At 69.7% G+C, this 16,351-nt stretch carries 15 protein-coding genes; 7 read left to right on the top strand and 8 right to left on the bottom strand.

Features of this window, described 5'->3' with window-relative positions; all coding sequences use genetic code 11:
* The first annotated feature begins 15 nt into the window (after positions 1-15).
* Both OG558_RS16055 and OG558_RS16060 read left to right on the top strand, forming a co-directional pair.
* The gene (locus tag OG558_RS16055; protein WP_405070984.1) at positions 16-1,890 is read left to right on the top strand and encodes a DUF5107 domain-containing protein; all 1,875 of its coding nucleotides are present in this window, start codon (positions 16-18) and stop codon (positions 1,888-1,890) included.
* A gap of 135 nt (positions 1,891-2,025) precedes the next feature.
* Positions 2,026-2,433, top strand: coding sequence for a DUF3592 domain-containing protein (locus tag OG558_RS16060; protein ID WP_405070985.1), 408 nt, complete (start codon positions 2,026-2,028; stop codon positions 2,431-2,433).
* 86 nt (positions 2,434-2,519) lie between these two features.
* On the opposite strand, the gene OG558_RS16065 is transcribed toward OG558_RS16060, so the two are convergent.
* Positions 2,520-3,137, bottom strand: a complete 618-nt coding sequence (locus OG558_RS16065) for a TetR/AcrR family transcriptional regulator (protein ID WP_405070986.1) — start codon at positions 3,135-3,137, stop codon at positions 2,520-2,522.
* Positions 3,138-3,229: 92 nt separating this feature from the next.
* Between OG558_RS16065 and OG558_RS16070 the strand changes: the two genes are divergently transcribed.
* Positions 3,230-4,378 carry a phosphatidylinositol-specific phospholipase C1-like protein gene (locus OG558_RS16070; protein WP_405070987.1) on the top strand — a complete coding sequence of 383 codons (1,149 nt, stop codon included), beginning with the start codon at positions 3,230-3,232 and terminating at the stop codon, positions 4,376-4,378.
* A 7-nt stretch (positions 4,379-4,385) separates the two neighbouring features.
* Complete coding sequence (locus OG558_RS16075) at positions 4,386-4,835, top strand: OsmC family protein (RefSeq protein ID WP_405070988.1); 450 nt, start codon at positions 4,386-4,388, stop codon at positions 4,833-4,835.
* A gap of 241 nt (positions 4,836-5,076) precedes the next feature.
* On the opposite strand, the gene OG558_RS16080 is transcribed toward OG558_RS16075, so the two are convergent.
* Together OG558_RS16080 and OG558_RS16085 are read right to left on the bottom strand one after the other, a co-directional pair.
* Positions 5,077-5,202, bottom strand: coding sequence for a hypothetical protein (locus OG558_RS16080; RefSeq protein WP_329483986.1), 126 nt, complete (start codon positions 5,200-5,202; stop codon positions 5,077-5,079).
* 61 nt (positions 5,203-5,263) lie between these two features.
* Positions 5,264-6,418, bottom strand: a complete 1,155-nt coding sequence (locus OG558_RS16085) for an FUSC family protein (RefSeq protein ID WP_405070989.1) — start codon at positions 6,416-6,418, stop codon at positions 5,264-5,266.
* A 66-nt stretch (positions 6,419-6,484) separates the two neighbouring features.
* On the opposite strand from OG558_RS16085, the gene OG558_RS16090 reads away from it, so the two are divergent.
* Entirely contained in the window at positions 6,485-6,988 is a 504-nt protein-coding gene (locus OG558_RS16090; RefSeq protein ID WP_405070990.1) for a DUF5709 domain-containing protein, read from the top strand.
* A 3-nt stretch (positions 6,989-6,991) separates the two neighbouring features.
* Here OG558_RS16090 and OG558_RS16095 read toward each other — a convergent pair whose 3' ends face one another.
* Complete coding sequence (locus OG558_RS16095) at positions 6,992-8,317, bottom strand: cytochrome P450 (RefSeq protein ID WP_405070991.1); 1,326 nt, start codon at positions 8,315-8,317, stop codon at positions 6,992-6,994.
* 171 nt (positions 8,318-8,488) lie between these two features.
* Positions 8,489-11,503 (bottom strand): alpha-mannosidase, encoded by a 3,015-nt coding sequence (locus OG558_RS16100; RefSeq protein WP_405070992.1) that lies wholly within the window; start codon positions 11,501-11,503, stop codon positions 8,489-8,491.
* 301 nt (positions 11,504-11,804) lie between these two features.
* On the opposite strand from OG558_RS16100, the gene OG558_RS16105 reads away from it, so the two are divergent.
* Positions 11,805-12,851, top strand: coding sequence for a TAXI family TRAP transporter solute-binding subunit (locus tag OG558_RS16105; protein WP_405070993.1), 1,047 nt, complete (start codon positions 11,805-11,807; stop codon positions 12,849-12,851).
* A 66-nt stretch (positions 12,852-12,917) separates the two neighbouring features.
* Here the strand turns inward: OG558_RS16105 and OG558_RS16110 are convergent, their stop codons facing one another.
* Both OG558_RS16110 and OG558_RS16115 read right to left on the bottom strand, forming a co-directional pair.
* The gene (locus OG558_RS16110; protein ID WP_329483991.1) at positions 12,918-14,258 is read right to left on the bottom strand and encodes a HAMP domain-containing sensor histidine kinase; all 1,341 of its coding nucleotides are present in this window, start codon (positions 14,256-14,258) and stop codon (positions 12,918-12,920) included.
* 36 nt (positions 14,259-14,294) lie between these two features.
* Positions 14,295-14,960, bottom strand: a complete 666-nt coding sequence (locus OG558_RS16115; protein ID WP_012918592.1) for a response regulator transcription factor — start codon at positions 14,958-14,960, stop codon at positions 14,295-14,297.
* A 118-nt stretch (positions 14,961-15,078) separates the two neighbouring features.
* On the opposite strand from OG558_RS16115, the gene OG558_RS16120 reads away from it, so the two are divergent.
* Complete coding sequence (locus OG558_RS16120) at positions 15,079-15,375, top strand: hypothetical protein (RefSeq protein WP_405070994.1); 297 nt, start codon at positions 15,079-15,081, stop codon at positions 15,373-15,375.
* A gap of 275 nt (positions 15,376-15,650) precedes the next feature.
* Here the strand turns inward: OG558_RS16120 and OG558_RS16125 are convergent, their stop codons facing one another.
* On the bottom strand, positions 15,651-16,304 hold the full coding sequence (locus tag OG558_RS16125; RefSeq protein WP_405070995.1) for a hypothetical protein: 654 nt from the start codon (positions 16,302-16,304) through the stop codon (positions 15,651-15,653).
* Positions 16,305-16,351 lie beyond the last annotated feature (47 nt).

Below are 16,351 nucleotides of genomic sequence, written 5' to 3' on the forward strand. Positions count from 1 at the left end.
GAAAGGATGAGGGATGTGACGATCCTTTCCGCAACTGCGCTTGTCCTGCCCGCCGCCTCCCTCGGACCGGAGAACCCGCTCGCCCCGCTGCGCACCCAGCAGGAACTCCACCAGGTCGAGAACCTCGCCGGACTGCCGGACGAGCTGCGCGAGAACATCCAGTACGGGCGCCTGCACAGCACGCTGCCGTGCCTGAACCAGGACGGATACGACCGATCGCTGGTCGACACCACGTTCCCGGCCCTGGTGCTGGAGAACGACCACCTCCGCGCGACCCTCCTACCGAGCCTTGGTGGCCGGCTCTACTCGCTCGTCCACAAGGCCAGCGGGCAGGAGTTGCTCTACCGCAACCCCGTCTTCCAGCCCGCGAACCTTGCGCTGCGCAATGCCTGGTTCGCCGGCGGTGTCGAGTGGAACGTCGGCAGCACCGGCCACTGGACCGGCACCTGCGCCTCGATGCACGCGGCCCGGGTCGAGGGGGCGGACGGTACGCCGGTGTTGCGCCTCTGGGAGCTGGAACGGACCCGGAACCTCGTCACGCAGCTCGACTTCTGGCTACCGGAGTCATCGGAGTTCCTGTACGTCGGGGTCCGGCTGCAGAACCCGTCCGCCAGCGAGGTCCCGGCGTACTGGTGGTCGAACATCGCGGTCGAGCAGGCGCCGGAGACGCGGGTGCTGGTGCCGGCGGATCAGGCGTGGCGGTACGGGTACAGCCGCCGGCTCGACCTGATCGACGTACCCCGTTATGAGGACTCGGATCTGACGTATCCGATGCGGCACGGGCGGGCGGTCGACTTCTTCTTCGAGCCGCTGGCCGGCGAGCGGCCGTGGATCGCGTCTGTCGACGCTTCCGGCCATGGGCTGGCGCAGGTGTCGACGGAGCGGTTGCGGGGACGGAAGTTGTTCGTGTGGGGTGAAGGCGCCGGCGGACGTCGGTGGCAGGAGTGGTTGGCGCCGGGGCTTGCGGGTTCGGGGTACGCCGAGATCCAGGCGGGGCTGGCGCGGACACAGATGGAGCACCTGAAGTTGCCCGCAGCAACTTCTTGGCACTGGATGGAAGCCTACGGGCGGATGTCGGTTGATCCGGTGGCCGCGCACTCGGACGACTGGCGGACGGCGCGTGGTGCCGGGGCTGAGGCGTTGCGTCCGGTGCTCGACGAGCTGCCCGTGCGGGAGCGGGAGTGGCTGGCGGTTGTGGATGCTGCGCCGGTCGAGCGGCTCGCGGTCGGGTCGGGGTGGGGTGCGCTGGAGCTGGCCCGCACGGGGTGGTCGGTGTCGGCGGGTACGCCGTTCGCCGAGGACACGATGACGTCGCGGGAGCGGGCGTGGTTGCCCTTGCTGGACGGGCGATTGGCTGCGGTTGACGGCGTACCGGATGGGACGTTGGTTGGGTGGCGGGAGTTGCTGGAGAAGGCCGCGGACAACTGGCTGGTCTGGTATCACCGGGGTGTTGCGCGGCACTACGACGGTGATGTGGACGGCGCGGTCGCGGCGTGGCTGCAGTCCGGGGACAACCCGTGGGCGCTGCGCAATCTGGGGTTGGTGACCGGCGACCTGTCGTACTACGAGCACGCGGTTGCGTTGCGGCCCGACCTGGTGCCGCTCGTCGCGGAGGCTGTGGCCGCGGCGCTGGACACGGACGTCGCGCGCGCTGAGCGCATGCTCGAGAGTGCTCCCGACGACCCGCGGATCCGGCTGCTGCGCGTCCGGCACGCAGTGCAGACCGGCGACCCGCAGAGTGCCCACGACTTGCTGGCCGAAGGAATCCAGCTCGCCACCGTTCGCGAGGGTGCCAACCCGCTCACGGACTACTGGCGCGAGGCCGAGGAGGCCCTTGGAACCAACCGGCCGGTGCCCCCGCAGTACCAGTTCGGCATGGGCGGAAACTGACTTCGCGAATTCTTTGTCCTGACCTGGAACCGATGGGGTCCGGGTGGCGTCTCACCAGTGTGCGGCAAGGGCCGCGCAGGCAGTTCGACTACGACGACCGCGTCGCTCGCGGGCGGCGCGTCGGGGGTGAGTGCCATGTTGACGATCGTTGTGCTCGGTGGGTTCGGCCTGGTGCTGCTGGTCACGGCATGCATCGCGGCGGACGTGATCGCCGGTCTCCGGCGGAACGAGACCCCGTCGGGCACGGAGGAGAAGACGGCTGGACGGGTGATCCGGGTTCGTGGCCCGGTCCGCGGTCAGCTGGACAGCGGGGCCCCGGCGGAATACACCGAGGTCACCGTCGAGTACTACACCCGCCGGGGCGAGGGACCGTTCGAGGTCACTCGCAAACTTCCCGCCGGGAGCCGCATTACTTACACCAAGGGCGACCGCGTCATCGTCAGCTACGACGTTCGCACGCCCCGCCGGGCCCGGATCGCCGGCCGAGTCAGCCACTGGCCAACCCTCGGCCCGCGCAGCGCGGACCCGGTTTCACAGCCCTAGGGCCTAGACCGCGACCGCGGTCAGCATTGATCCTCCATCCCTCGCCCGAGTGGCGGGGGCCTTTCAGTTTCCCACCGCACCTGCCGTCACGACGGCAGGTGCGGGGACAGCAGGTTGTAGAGGACCGGACGGCCTTGGGACAGGACGTACTCCGCCTCGTCCAGGGGCAGTCGGTCGGCCAGGTGGGCTAGCGATTCGCCCATGGTGATGCTGAGGGTGACCGCCAGGCGGAACTCGAGGCTGTTGCGGGCGCCGAAGCGGGCGGTGAGGAGTTCGGCGAACTCGCCGGCGTGCTGGTCGTCGAACTCGCCGGGCTTGGTTTCGAGGTCCGGGTCGCCGAGGCCGCTGAGCGCGACGGCGCGGAAGCCAGGGTCGGTCCGGTGCATCTCGCGGAAGGTGTCGAGAGTGACGTCGATCGCCGCACGCCAGCTGGTCACCGACGCCAGCCGGTCGCGGACCGCCTCGGTGTAGCGGGCCTGGTTGCGCCGCTCGATCGCCTGGATCAGGCTCCGCTTGTCCGGGAAGTACCGGTACACGCTGCCGACCGCGATCTCGGCCCGCTTCGCGATCCCGCTCGTGGACGCGGCGTCGTACCCGCGCTCGACCACCTCGGCGCAGGCCGCGTCCAGGATCCGCTCGACCTGCCGGCTGGCCCGGTCCTGGGTCGGTGTCCGGCGCAAGGGATACGCCCCCGATGTCACCATGTTGCTCATTGTCCATGCTTCGGGGGGACAATGTTGCCACCTTCCTGTGACAGATTGCCGTCAATCGGTGTCATCCACAGGAGGGGAACGACATGCGTTTGAGCAGAACAGTGGTCGCAGGCCTCGCGTCCACCGCGATCGCGGCGTCCGGACTCGCGGGTACGGCGATCACCCGGAACGAACCGCACGCCGCCGGGAGCAGCCTGCGTCTCAACCAGATGCAGGTGGTGGGCTCGCACAACTCCTACCACCGTGAGCTCAGCCCGAACGAGCAGAAGGTCCAGCAGCAGCAGAACCCGGGCTCGGTCGATCTCTGGTACTCGCACGCCCCGATCAGCCAGCAACTGGAGGACCAGAACGTCCGGTCGCTCGAACTCGACCTCTTCCCAGACCCGCAGGGCGGGCTCTACACCTACCCGCTGATCCGGAAGCTGACCGGCCAGGGTCCGCTGACCGACCCGGCGATGGCGCAGCCCGGGATCAAGGTCATGCACATTCCGGACTTCGACTACAACACCAACTGCGACACGTTCGTGCTCTGCCTGCGGCAGGTGAAGACCTGGTCCGACCAGCACCCGAACCACGTGCCGATCGCGATCAACCTCGAACTCAAGCAGTCCGACCCGAACGTGGTCGCGGCCGGTGGCGTGAAGGCACCGCCGTGGGACGCGGCGAACCTGGACAGCGTCGACACCGAGATCCACTCGGTGTTCTCCGCGGACGAGTTGCTCTCGCCGGACGACGTCCGCAAGCCGGGCCTGACGCTCGAGCAGTCGGTGCTGACCAAGGGCTGGCCGACGCTGAGCAGCGTCCGCGGCCAGGTGATGTTCTACTTCGACAACGGCGGTCCCGGTGAGATCCGCGACATCTACACCGCCGGCAAGCCGAACCTGGAGGGCCGGGCGGTCTTCACCCGCGGTCCGGAAGGCGCGCCGGACGCCGCGGTCACCGAGGTGAACGACCCGCGGGGCGCGAACCAGGCCGAGATCCAGCGGCTGGTGACGAAGGGCTATCTGGTCCGGACCCGGTCGGACGAGCCGATGGCGACGATCCGTGACAAGGACTACACCCGGCTCGGGATCGGGCTGGCCAGCGGCGCGCAGTGGGTGACCACGGACTTCCCGGTCGCCGGGATGGCCGCCCGCTACGACAGCGACTTCGTCGCCAAGCTGCCCGGGCACACTCCCGTACGATGCAATCCCGTCACGGCAACCGCCAAGGCGGCCCTATCGGAAGGATGAGCTGAGCATGTCGGAGCACGTGGTCGACATCAGTTGGAGCCGCGGTGAGCACGAGTTCACCTACGACGTCTACAACCGCGACCACGAGTGGCGCTTCGACGGCGGGATCACCGTGCCCGGCTCGGCCAACCCGAAATACCTCGGCAACCCGGGCCCGGTCGATCCCGAGGAGGCGTTCGTGGCGTCCCTGTCGTCCTGCCACATGCTCACCTTCCTCGCGATCGCGGCGCGCAAGCGCCTGGTCGTCGACGCGTACGACGACCACGCGGTCGGCGTGATGGCGAAGAACGACGCCGGCCGGCTGGCGATCACCCAGGTGACGCTGAACCCGAAGATCGTCTGGGCCGGCCCGGAGCCGGACGCGGAGGTGCTGGAGCGGATGCACCACCTGGCCCACCAGGAGTGCTTCATCGCCAACTCGGTCACCACCGAGATCACCGTGGCCTACGGCAACTAACCTCTCCACTCCTTCCCTGCAAGCAAAAAGCCACCCGCCGGTCCGGCCTGAGCCTCGCGCAAGCGGCGTCAGGACAGCCGGCGGGTGGTTTGGGTGCACCCCTGTGGTGGTGCACCAGACGGATCCGGCGGCGCCTCGCACGGGGCGCCTCTGCGTTGGTGTGCGACATCCGTGCGGTCTAGCTCGGTGGGCAAGACCGTCCGGGTGCGCTGCCGGGATCCGTTCGTCCGGTTCGCGCCAGTTACTGCTCGGCGGCGGCGTCGCTCCGGTCGTCCGTGGTCCGGGTGGTCGTCTCGACGACCTGCTCGTCACCGTGCAGGCGGCCCTGCTCGGTGGCCATCGTGGTCATCAGTCGGTGGATCGTCATGCCGGTGAGACGCACCCCGACCCCGGCTATGACGGGAATCCGGCAGATCTTTTGGTGTGAGCTACTTCTCATCCAGCCCGTCGGGGCGGAGGGGGACGAGTTTGCGGGCTTCGTCGTACGTCGTCCCGGTCAGCTCGAGCAGGTCGACCACGGTGGACCGGATCTGGGCGAGCACCACGACCGCCGACAGTCCGGTCGGCAGCGGCATCTCCGCCGTACGGCGGCCGAGCTCGCCGAGCACGCGGTGGGCGGCGACGTCGGCGTGCGGTTCGAACAGCGACTCGCCGATCAGCCGAGTGCCGTCGGCGAGGCGCTCGAGCAGGTTCGGGAACTCGGGCGGCATCGCCTCGTCGCGCCAGACCGCCACCGCACAGCGCCGGACCAGGACCCGGATGTTCCGGATCGCGCGATCCAGCGGTACGACGAGGTCGGCGATCTCCTGGACCCGGCCACGGTGCCGGCGACGGAACGGCGACAGCCGGACCACCGCGACGCCCTCGTCCGCGGCGCTGCGCAGGTCGTCCAGGAGTGACTCACTGGCGCGGGCCCGGCGCAGCGCGTCGCCGGCCGCGTCCTCCGCCCGGGACCGGAGGCCGTTGGCGGTCTCGACCAAGATCTCGGACAGCTCGCTCAGCACCGCGGAGGCTTGCTGCCGCGGACGGCTGATCGCCGCGGCCGGGGCGATCGTGGCGGCGGCCAGTGCGACCAGCCCGCCAACGACCGCGTCGATCCAGCGGCTGAAGCCGGCGCTCGGGTTCGGCAGCAGGGTGGTGACGAGCGCGGCCTGAACGCCGGCCTGGGTGCTCATCAGCGTGCCCGCGCCCAGCAGGAGGGCGAGGCTCATGGCCAGCGCGACAACGAACACGATCTGGGGGACCCCGGTGCCGAAGATGCGGACGAACCCGTCCCCGACGCCGACTCCGACCGCCACCCCGACCATCAACTCGGCGACCCGGCTCAGTCGCTGACCGAAGCTGAACCCGAGGCAGACCATCGCCGCGACCGGCGCGAAGAACGGTTGCGGGTGGCCGACGACGTACCGGGCGATGGCCCACGCCACGCCGGCGGCGAGGGCGCACTGGCCGATGAAGAAGGACCGGCTCCGCAGGCGGTCCACCCGGCGGCGGATCGAGTCGCGCGAACGGCGCGCGGCGTACGGCGCGATGTCGTCACGCAGTTCCCGCAACTGGTCCAACGTCAACCTGACCGGATCCACGCGCCCCATTCTGCGGCACGAGCCCTCCGGCTTGCTTCGGCCGCGCCCGACGGTCAAGGTTGCTGCATGACCGAGAACAACCGTGAGGACTACGGCAGCTACAGCGTCGATGACGAGGACCAGCTGCAGGCGGAGGACACCCTGAACGACCGGGGTGTGGACGATCTGCTCGACGAGGGCTACTCGCCGCCGGAGAAGTGGTCCGCGGGCGAAGGATTCGGTACGACGGCCGACGAGGCGCTGGAGGGGGAGACGCTGGACCAGCGGATCGCCCAGGAGGAGCCGGACGTCGACCCGTACGCCGAGGACGGTGAGGACGTCGGCGGTCCCGAGGTCGGGGTGCAGCGCTCCGGCCGCCTGGTCGCCCCGGACGAGGGCGCGCACGACGACGCCGACGACGAACTGGTCGCCGAGGACGTCGGCCTCGACGGTGCCGCCGCCTCCGCCGAGGAGGCGGCCGTCCACGTCGTCGACGACGAGGACTCCTTCGAGCTCGAGGACGACGACGAGGAGGACCTCGAGTCCTACGAGAACGTCGACCTGGGCGACGTCGGCGACCCCGAGGACTGAGCCCTACCTGGGCGTGACCCGCACGACGGACCCGCGGCGCGGGACCAGAGTGACGTTCTTGGCCTGGGCCGGCTCGGGCTTCGGGTCGGGAGCCTGGAAGTTGTAGGCGGCGAGCGCGGCGCGAAGGATCTCGGTGCCTTCCATCAGGGAGAAGCCGGCTCCGATGCATCGCCGCGCTCCGCCGCCGAACGGGATCCACGTCCCCGGCGCCGGCGGATCGTCGGACAGGAAACGCTGCGGCCGGAAGTCCATCGGCATCGGGAAGTGTTCCCCGTCGCGGTGCACAAGTCCGATCGCAGCCATGATCGTCGTACCGCGCGGCAACCGGTAGCCGGCGACGTCCGCGGTCTCGGTCAGCCGGCGACCGACCTGGTAGACGACCGGGTGCAGCCGCATCGCCTCCTTGACGATCGCCTCCAGCTCGTCGTCGGCATCGGCGTCCGCGGCCCGCTGGCCGAAGGCCAGCTCCTCCGGGCGGCGGGCCAGCTCGTGGAACGTCCAGGCCAGCGCGGTCGCGGTCGTCTCGTGCCCGGCCAGCAGCAGCGTGACCAGCTGGTCCCGCAGTTCCTCGTCGGTCCAGTTGCCCGCGGCAAGCAGCCGGGACAGTACGTCGTTGCGTCCGCCCAAGTTCCCGCGGCGCCTGGCGATCTCGTCGTACAGGATCTCGTCGACCTGCCGCTGGGTGGTCAGGTAGGTCCGCCACGGCCGGATCCGGAGCAGCGCCGGGTAGAACCCACCCAGCATGATCACCGGCGACACCGAGACGATCTTGTCCAGCAGCGGCCGGAGCATGTTCAGCCGGTCGGTGTCCGTCACGCCGAAGATGACCTGGAGGATGATCTCCAGGGTCAGGTTCCGCATCCGCTCGTGCACCTTGAACGGCGTGCCGACCGGCCACTTCGCGACGTCCGCGCGAGCCAACTCGTGCACCATCCCGGCGTACCCGCGCAGTGCCTGGCCGGAGAAGGCCGGCATCAGTTGCCGCCGCATCCGGACGTGGTCCTCGTCGTCCAGGAGCAGGAGCGAGTGCGAGCCCATGATCGGTTCGAGGACCATGTTGCCCTCGCCCGCGTGCATCACCGCCGGCGGACTGCCGAACACCTCGCGGATGTGGTCCGGCCGGCTCAGTACGACGCACACGCGGCTGGACGGGACCAGGCGGATCGTGAACACATCGCCGTACTTGGCCCGCATCCGGGGGAAGAACGTCCGGCGATGACTCGCGAACAATACGGTCTGAGCCAGCGTGGGCCATCGCGGACCGGGCGGCAGCGTGCGCGCCGTCTGCCGGTCGAGCGTCCGGGAACCGAGCAAAGGTGTCGGAGCCATGGCTTCACGCTACGTCAGCCGGGTGAACGCCGGGCGTCGAATGCGCCAAGCGCCGCGGCGACCCCGGCGGCCGGCTCGCGGGGGCCGGGACAGGAGCTAGGGGCCTGAGACAGGTTATTGCCTGTCTCAGGCCCCCATGGGGTGTTCAAGCCCCCGGCTCGTGCCGGTGGGTCAGGAGCGGGTGAAGCGCAGCGTCAGGATCTGGAACGGGCGGAGCTCGAAGGAGACTCCGTTGTCCCGCAGGTCCCGGTCCGCCAGGTGGCGCTCGAGCAGGTCGACCTCGGTCACCGACGCCGCGCCGAAGGACGGCGTGACGGTGGCGCGCGAGCGGCCGCCGGAAGACTCGTACAGGCGGACCACGACGTCGCCGGACCGGTCGTCGGCCAGCTTGATCGCCTCGACGATCACGTTGTCGTTGTCAACGGCAACGAGTGGCTCAACCCCGCCGGCCCCGGTGACGACCCGCTCGGGCAGGTTGATCCGGTAGCCCTCCTCGATCGCCTCGGGGATCCCGGCGCCGGCCACCAGCGCGTGGTTCACGGTGTGCACGCCCTGGTCGGTCTTCGGGTCGGGGAACCGCGGCGCCCGGATCAGCGAGGTCCGGATCGTGGTCGTCGTCCCACCGTCCTCGCGGGCGGTCCGGTTGATGTCGTGGCCGTACGTCGAGTCGTTGACCACGGCAACGCCGTACCCGGGCTCGCCGACGTGCACCCAGCGGTGCGCCGCGATCTCGAACTTCGCCGCGTCCCACGAGGTGTTCTGGTGGGTCGGCCGGAAGATGTGCCCGAACTGGGTCTCCGACGCCGACCGGTCGGCGTGCACGTCGACCGGGTACGCCGCCTTGAGGAACTTCTCGGCCTCGTGCCAGTCGACCGTGGTCTCGATGTCGACCCGCTTCGCGCCCGGCCGCAGCCGCAGCGTCTGGGTCACGCTGGACCGGCCGAACGACCGGGTCACCACGACGGTCGCGACACCCTCGACGGTGCTGAAGTCGACGCTGTCGACCTCGGTCACGTCGCGGACGTTGTTCTTGTAGAACGAGTCGACGTCCCAGGCGTCCCAGTGGTTCGGAGTGTCCACGTGCAGCTGCAGAAGGTTGCCCGCGGCACCTGGCGCGATCACCTCGCGCTGGGCCTCGACGTCGTACAGCGAGGTGATCAGCCCTCGCTCGTCGATGGTGACCCGGATGACCCCGTTGTCCAGGACCCCGTTCTCGACCGACACCGCCTGGCCCTGGCCGACGGCGATGCCCGCGCCCAGACCGGCGACGCCACTGCGGGAGTGCGGTGCCGCGTTGAAGACGATCTGCGCGTCGCCGGAGCCGGCCAGCGCCTGCTGGGCGGTCGCGATGATCGCCTCCAACTCGGCGGCCAGCTTCGCGTACGTCGCCTCGGCCTCGCGGTGCACCCAGGAGATGGACGAGCCCGGGAGGATGTCGTGGAACTGGTTCAGCAGCACGGCCTTCCAGATCCGGTCCAGGTCCTCGTACGGGTACGCGTCCAGCTTGCCGGCCACCACGGCCGCCGCGGACCACAGCTCGGCCTCGCGGAGCAGGTGCTCGCTGCGCCGGTTGCCCTGCTTGGTCTTGGCCTGCGAGGTGTACGTCGCCCGGTGGATCTCCAGGTAGAGCTCACCCGACCAGACCGGCGCGTGCCCGGCGTACTCCTCTTCGGCGGCCGCGAAGAACTCGGTCGGGGACTCGATGGTCACCTTCGGCGAGGACTCCAGGTTCGCCACCCGGCGCGCGGTCGCGACGAACTCGCGGGTCGGGCCGCCACCGCCGTCGCCGTACCCGAACGGGACCAGCGACCGGGTCGCCGCGCCGTTCTCGGCGAAGTTCCGCTGCGCGTGCGCCAGTTCGCGACCGGACAGGTCGGAGTTGTAGGTGTCGATCGGCGGGAAGTGGGTGAACACCTGGGTCCCGTCCAGGCCCTCCCACCAGAAGGTGTGGTGCGGGAACTTGTTCTCCTTGTTCCAGGAGATCTTCTGGGTCAGGAACCACTTCGACCCGGACAGCTTCACCAGCTGCGGCAGCGCCGCGGTGTAGCCGAACGAGTCCGGCAGCCAGACCTCCTGGGTGTCGATGCCGTACTCGTCCAGGAAGAACCGCTTGCCGTGCACGAACTGCCGGGCCAGCGCTTCGCCGCCGGGCAGGTTGGTGTCGGACTCGACCCACATGCCGCCCACCGGAACGATGGTGCCGTCGGCAACGGCCTTCTTCAGCCGCTCCCACACCTGCGGGTAGTTGTCCTTAACCCAGGCGTGCTGCTGGGCCTGCGAGAACGCGAAGACGAGCTCCGGGTACTCCTGCGCCAGGGTGGCGACGTTCGAGACCGTGCGGGCCACCTTGCGCCGGGTCTCCCGCAGCGGCCAGAGCCAGGCCGAGTCGATGTGCGCGTGCCCGACCGCGGACAGCTGGTGCGCGCTGGCGTGCGCCGGCCGGCTCAGTACGTCGGTCAGCTGCGCGCGGGCGTCCGCCGCGGTGCCGGCGACGTTCTCGTAGTCCAGGGCGTCCAGGGCGCGGCTCAATGCCCGCAGGATCTCCCGGCGGCGCGGCTCCTGCAGGGACAGCTCCTTCTGCAGGCTGTCCAGCGCCTCGAGGTCGAGGATCAGGTCCCACACCTCGGCGTTGAACACGGCCAGGTCGGCGCGAGTCAGCGCATAGATCGGCGTCTCGCCGAGCTTGGCGCCGATGTCGGTCTTCGCGTAGGCGTTGTCGAGCGGGATCTCCGGGTTGGCGGCCGCCTCGACGTAGAACTCGATGGTGTCGCCGGGCGAGGCCGCCGTACCGTCGGGGCCGAGGATCGACAGCGGGGCGTAGGTCTGCCGCGGGTGCAGACCCTTCAGCGGTACGCCGGACGTGCTGTGAACGAGGCCCTCCGCGGAGAACCCGGGGCCGCCGCTGAAGCCGAGATCGACGACGGCCTCGATCTCGCTACCGGCCCACTCGGCCGGCACCTGGCCGCTGAACCTGAACCACGCGGTTCCCCAGGCCGGACCCCACGGCAGGCCGATCGCGGCCGGCTCGAAGGTCTGGGCGAGGGCCTCGGCGGGGGACACCGGCTCACCGGGGGCGTGCCACACCTCGATGTCCAGCGGGACCGCCGCGCCGTAGATCGCAGGGCGGATCCGCTCCCGCAGGGCGCGCTGGAGCCGCTCCTCGATGAGTTGACGGTCGTCGTGCACGAAATCATCCTCCGGGGGGTTGGGCCGTGCCTTGTCGCGCGACCCACGCGGCCGCTGCATGACAACGCTGTCACACCCACCCCTGGCCCGTCCAGACGCAGTCCACCTCCCTTCCCCGCCCCACCGCCCGGTCGGGTCGACTACCGTCCCCACCCCGCCGCCCGGTCGGGTCAACCACCGTCCCCACCCCACCGTCCGGTCGGGTCGCCACCGGCCCGGCGCCGTACCTGCGGGTAGCGGTTCGGTTGCAGGCCGCGGCTCGGCTACCCCGGAGCACCTCTTGTTGTCTAGGTTGTCCTGCATGGATCGCCCCCGCCTGCTGACCCCTGCCCGGCCGACTGGGATGACCCGGCGCAGCGTGCTCGGTCTCGGTGCCGCCGCCGCGTCGTCCCTGCTGCTGCCCGGATGCTCCCGCGGCCGTGCGGACGAGCCGGCCCCGGCTGGGTCGGCGACGTTCGCGACCGGCAACGAGGGCGGTGTCTACGCGACGTTCGGCGCCGCCCTGAGCGGGCTGGTCAGCGAGGTCACCGGCATGGAGCTCAAGCCGATCATCACCAACGGGTCGGTCGACAACCTGATGAAGGTGGACAGCGGCAAGGCGGACCTGGGCTTCAGCACGTCGGACTCCGCGCTGGCCGCCTACGAGGGCACCGGGATGTTCGACAGCGGCCGGCTGAGGTTCACTGCGCTGGCCCGCATGTACGACAACTACGTCCACTTCGTCGTCCCGATGGCCTCGTCGGCGTCGAAGCTCGACGATCTGAAGCCGGACCCGAACAAGCCGAGAAAGAAGCCCTTGGTGGTCAGCGTCGGTCCGTCCACCTCCGGCACCAGGGTCGTCGCGGACCTGATCCTGGCCACCGCCGGCATCACGGTGACGAAGCGGTACCTGACGCTGGAGGAGTCGGTCAAGCAACTGAAGGAGAAGGCCGAGGGTAAGAACCCCAACGGGATCGACGCGATGATCTGGAGCGGTGGCGTGCCGACCGATCCGATCAAGGCGCTGCAGACCTCCGTCGGGTTCCGGCTGCTCGACATCGGCGCAGTGGCCGAGGACATCGCGCTCAGGCGGTTCGGTGGCTATGTGGTGTCGTCCATCCCGCCGTCGCAGTACGGGCTGGCCAGTTCGGTGCCGACACTGGCGATCCCGAACTACCTGGTGGCCAACTCGACCCTGTCCGACTCGTGGGCCTGGTGGACGGTCAACACGCTGTTCCGCCGGCAGAACGACCTGGTCAACAGCAACCACCCCGAGGCCGGATCGCTGGACCCGCGCTCTGCGATCGCGACGATGCCGATCCCGCTGCACCCCGCCGCCGAGCGCTGGTACCGCAACAACCACATCTGAGCTGTACGCCTTGCGCGCCTCCGGCGCGGGGGTCATGGGGCCGGACTGTTGCCTGGAGCGGCACGCTCAGACCTCGTAGTCGTCGATCAGGGGGACGCGGACCTCGATCACCAGGCCGCCTCCGATCGGCGGACGGGCGACCACGCGGCCGCCGACCCGGGCCGCCTCGGAGCGGACGATCGCCAGCCCCAGACCGGTGCCCGGCATCTCCCGGTGGTGCGCGCTGCGCCAGAACCGCTCGCCGACCTTCTTCAGGTCGCGCGACCCGAGCCCGAGCCCGTGGTCGCGCACCGACATCACCACTTCGGTGCCGTCCCGGGTGACCGAGACCTCCACCGGCGGAGCGCCGTACTTGGAGGCGTTGTCGAGCAGTACGTCGAGGATGTCGTCCACCTCGAGTTCCGGCGCGACCCCGCCCGGCACCATCTCGCCGATGATCAGCTCCAGGTCGTCGGCGGCGTACACGGCCTTCCAGCCGACCAGGCGCTCCTTCACCGCCTGGGCCAGGTCCAGCGGCTCTTCGTTGCCCTCGGCATCCGCTCCCGGGCGGTCCGAGCCGGCCAGCCGGGACAGCCGCTGGACGATTCGGCCGAGCCGGTCGATGTCGCTGAGCGCGAACCGCGCGGTCGGCGACAGCCGGGACAGACCCTCGATGTGGATCCGGGCCGAGGTCAGCGGCGTCCGCAGCTGGTGCGACGCGTCCGCGACGAACTCGCGCTCGCGCTGCCGGGCCTGATGCAGGCTCAGCGCCATCGAGTTGAAGCTGTCGCCGAGCCGGCGCAGCTCGGGGGCGCGTCCGTCGGTCGACACCCGGGTGTCGAGCGCGCCGCGGGTGATCTGGTGGGTCGCGTTGTCGAGGTCCTTCAGCGGCCGCAGCACCCAGCGGGTGATCGGCCGGACGATGCCGATGATGATCGCGCCGATGCTGATCAGCAGGCCGCCGAGGAGCAGCAGCAGGCCGCGCTGCACCTGGTCACGGGCCTTCTCGGTCGGCACCCGCAGTACGGCAGCACCGAGCACGCTGCCGTTGTTGACGACCGGGCGGGCCACCACCATCTCGCCGGAGCGCCACGGCCACAGCGGCGGCGGCTCGGCCGGCAGCCGGCCCGCCAGGGTGCTGTGCAGTGCGGCTTCGATGTCTGGTTCCTTCACGTTCACACCGGACACCGAGGTGGCGACCACCCGCGAGTCGACGTCGACAACGAACACCGGGGTGTTGTAGAGCTCGTGGTAGCGGACCGCCAGCTCACGCAGGTTGGCGATGTCACCGGTCTGCAGCGGGGACTCCGCCATCGTGGCGAACCAGTCCGCGTCGTTACTGCGGGACAGGAACAGGGTGCGCGAAGTGCTCGTGGCGATGTAGTTGGCCAGCGGTACGACGGCAACGATGGCGAGTGCGATCACCATCGGAACGAGGGACTGCAGCAGGCGACGGCGCAACGGTCAGTCCGAACCCAGGCGGTAACCGACACCGCGGATCGTCTGCACCAGCTCGGGCCGGCCGAGCTTGGCACGCAGGCTGGCCACGTGCACGTCCATGGTCCGCGACGACGCCTCGAACACGGACTGCCAGGCGTACAGCGCCACCTGTTCCCGGGGGACCACCCGGCCGTGGTGAGCGGCCAGCACAGCGAGCACGTCGAACTCCTTGCGGGTCAGACTGATGGGCTTGTCCGCCACCTGTACCGTCCGGGCCTCGATGTCCACGGTCAGGTCTCCGACGGTCACCCGGGGGCGGGGCTGCAGGAGGCCGGTACGACGAAGTACAGCATCGATGCGGGCCAGCAGCTCGGAAATCGCGAACGGTTTCACCACATAGTCGTCGGCGCCGCTGCGCAACCCGCGGACCCGGTCGGCCGCCTCGCCCCGCGCGGTCACCGCGATCACCGGGACGTCGGAGACCGTCCGGATCTGCCGGCACACGTTGATACCGTCCCCGTCCGGCAGCCCGAGGTCCAGCAGAACCAGGTCGCCGGGGTCCGCCGCGAGGGCGTCCGCGGCCGTTCGGACATGCGTCACCATCAGGCCGTAGCGCCGCAGCGCAGGTATCAGGGCATTGGCGATATCGAGATCGTCCTCGACCAACAGAATCCGTACCGCGCCACTCATGCGGTGATCGTAGGCCAGGAGACGCTCATGTGTGTCAGATCTTGGTAAAGACGTAATCACGTGACTCCACCCCGTGTTCGCCGACACTAGCCTTCCGGACACAGGAGGGAACCGATCGATGACTGTCGGTATCGGCACGGGGGGTGGCTTGACCACGCCCTCCGAGGAAGAGCTCGCCGAGTACGAGCAAGAACGGCCTGCTCGGCGGCTTCGGCCTGCCCTCGACCTGGCCATCGCGGTCTGGTGCACGATCGTCAGCGTCGGCGTGCTCGCGCAGGTGTTCTTCCCATTACCACAAGGCACGCAGTTTTACCTGGTGATCTTTCTCGCAGCGGTCCTGCCGATCACGCTGCTGTGTTACCGCGGTTGGAAGGTGCCTTCATCAACGACAACAAGGACGCGCTGGTCGCGGTGAACGTGGCGGCCAAGGGCATCACACTGGAGAACGCCGACCAGACCGACCCCGTGCCGTTGCACCCCGGCGCGAAGAAGGCGATCGACGGACTGAAGTAGACCCACGGACCGTCCTCCTCCGCACACCAGGCGCAGCGGGGGAGGACGCAAAGGGACCCACCTTCGCACACCAGGCGCAGCGGAGGTGGGACCATGCCGGCCCCACAACCAGGCGCAGTGAGTGCCGGCAGACCGGGCCCGGCCCTTCGGAGGCATCCGAGGGCCGGGCCCGGTCACCTACTTGTGGTCGTCCTCCGGGGACAGGGGAGTGCCGTACAGGTAGTGCGAGAGCGCGGAGTCGCGCTTCGGGTGGACGTGGTACTTGATCGGTACGACGCGTCCCTCGGCGCTGTCCCACGCGTTGTCGGCCATCCGCCACATGCGGTGCGCCATCCGGCCGGCCATCCCGGTGTGCGGGGAGAACGGATGCGCTCGGGTCGGTGCGACCTCCTCGGCCTCGAGGAGCTCCTCGGTCAGCGTGTTCACGTCCGAGTCGTCGAGGTGCTCGGAGATCCGCTGGCTGTACTCCGTCTCCATCGTCTCGTGCCGCAGCAGGAGCTGGTCGATCTGCTGCCAGAGCTCGTCGGGATGCAGGTCCATGAACCGGCTGTCGCCGTACTGACGTCCCTTCAGGAAACGCAGTGAGCGCTCCAGTCTCTTCGCGTTGCCGACGTACCTGGTGACCAGATCCTCGCCGTCGGGCAGGCGCCGTACGTGGGGGAGGAGGACGTCTTCGGCGGCGGCCAGATGCTGGGCCGCGATCGCGTAGAACCAGTCGGTCTGATGCCTGCGCTCGGGGCGCGCGGCCTCCGGGTGGTGAGCCGGCCCGGCCAGCTCGCGAATCCGGGCATGTTCGTAAGTCAGGGCCATTTCGAGCGTCGAAGCGGTCATGGCAACCACCTCCAGGAGGGTCTCATCCCAGCCTGTGCCCGTCCCTG

The organism is Kribbella sp. NBC_01510 (assembly GCF_045040325.1).
Taxonomy (GTDB): domain Bacteria; phylum Actinomycetota; class Actinomycetes; order Propionibacteriales; family Kribbellaceae; genus Kribbella.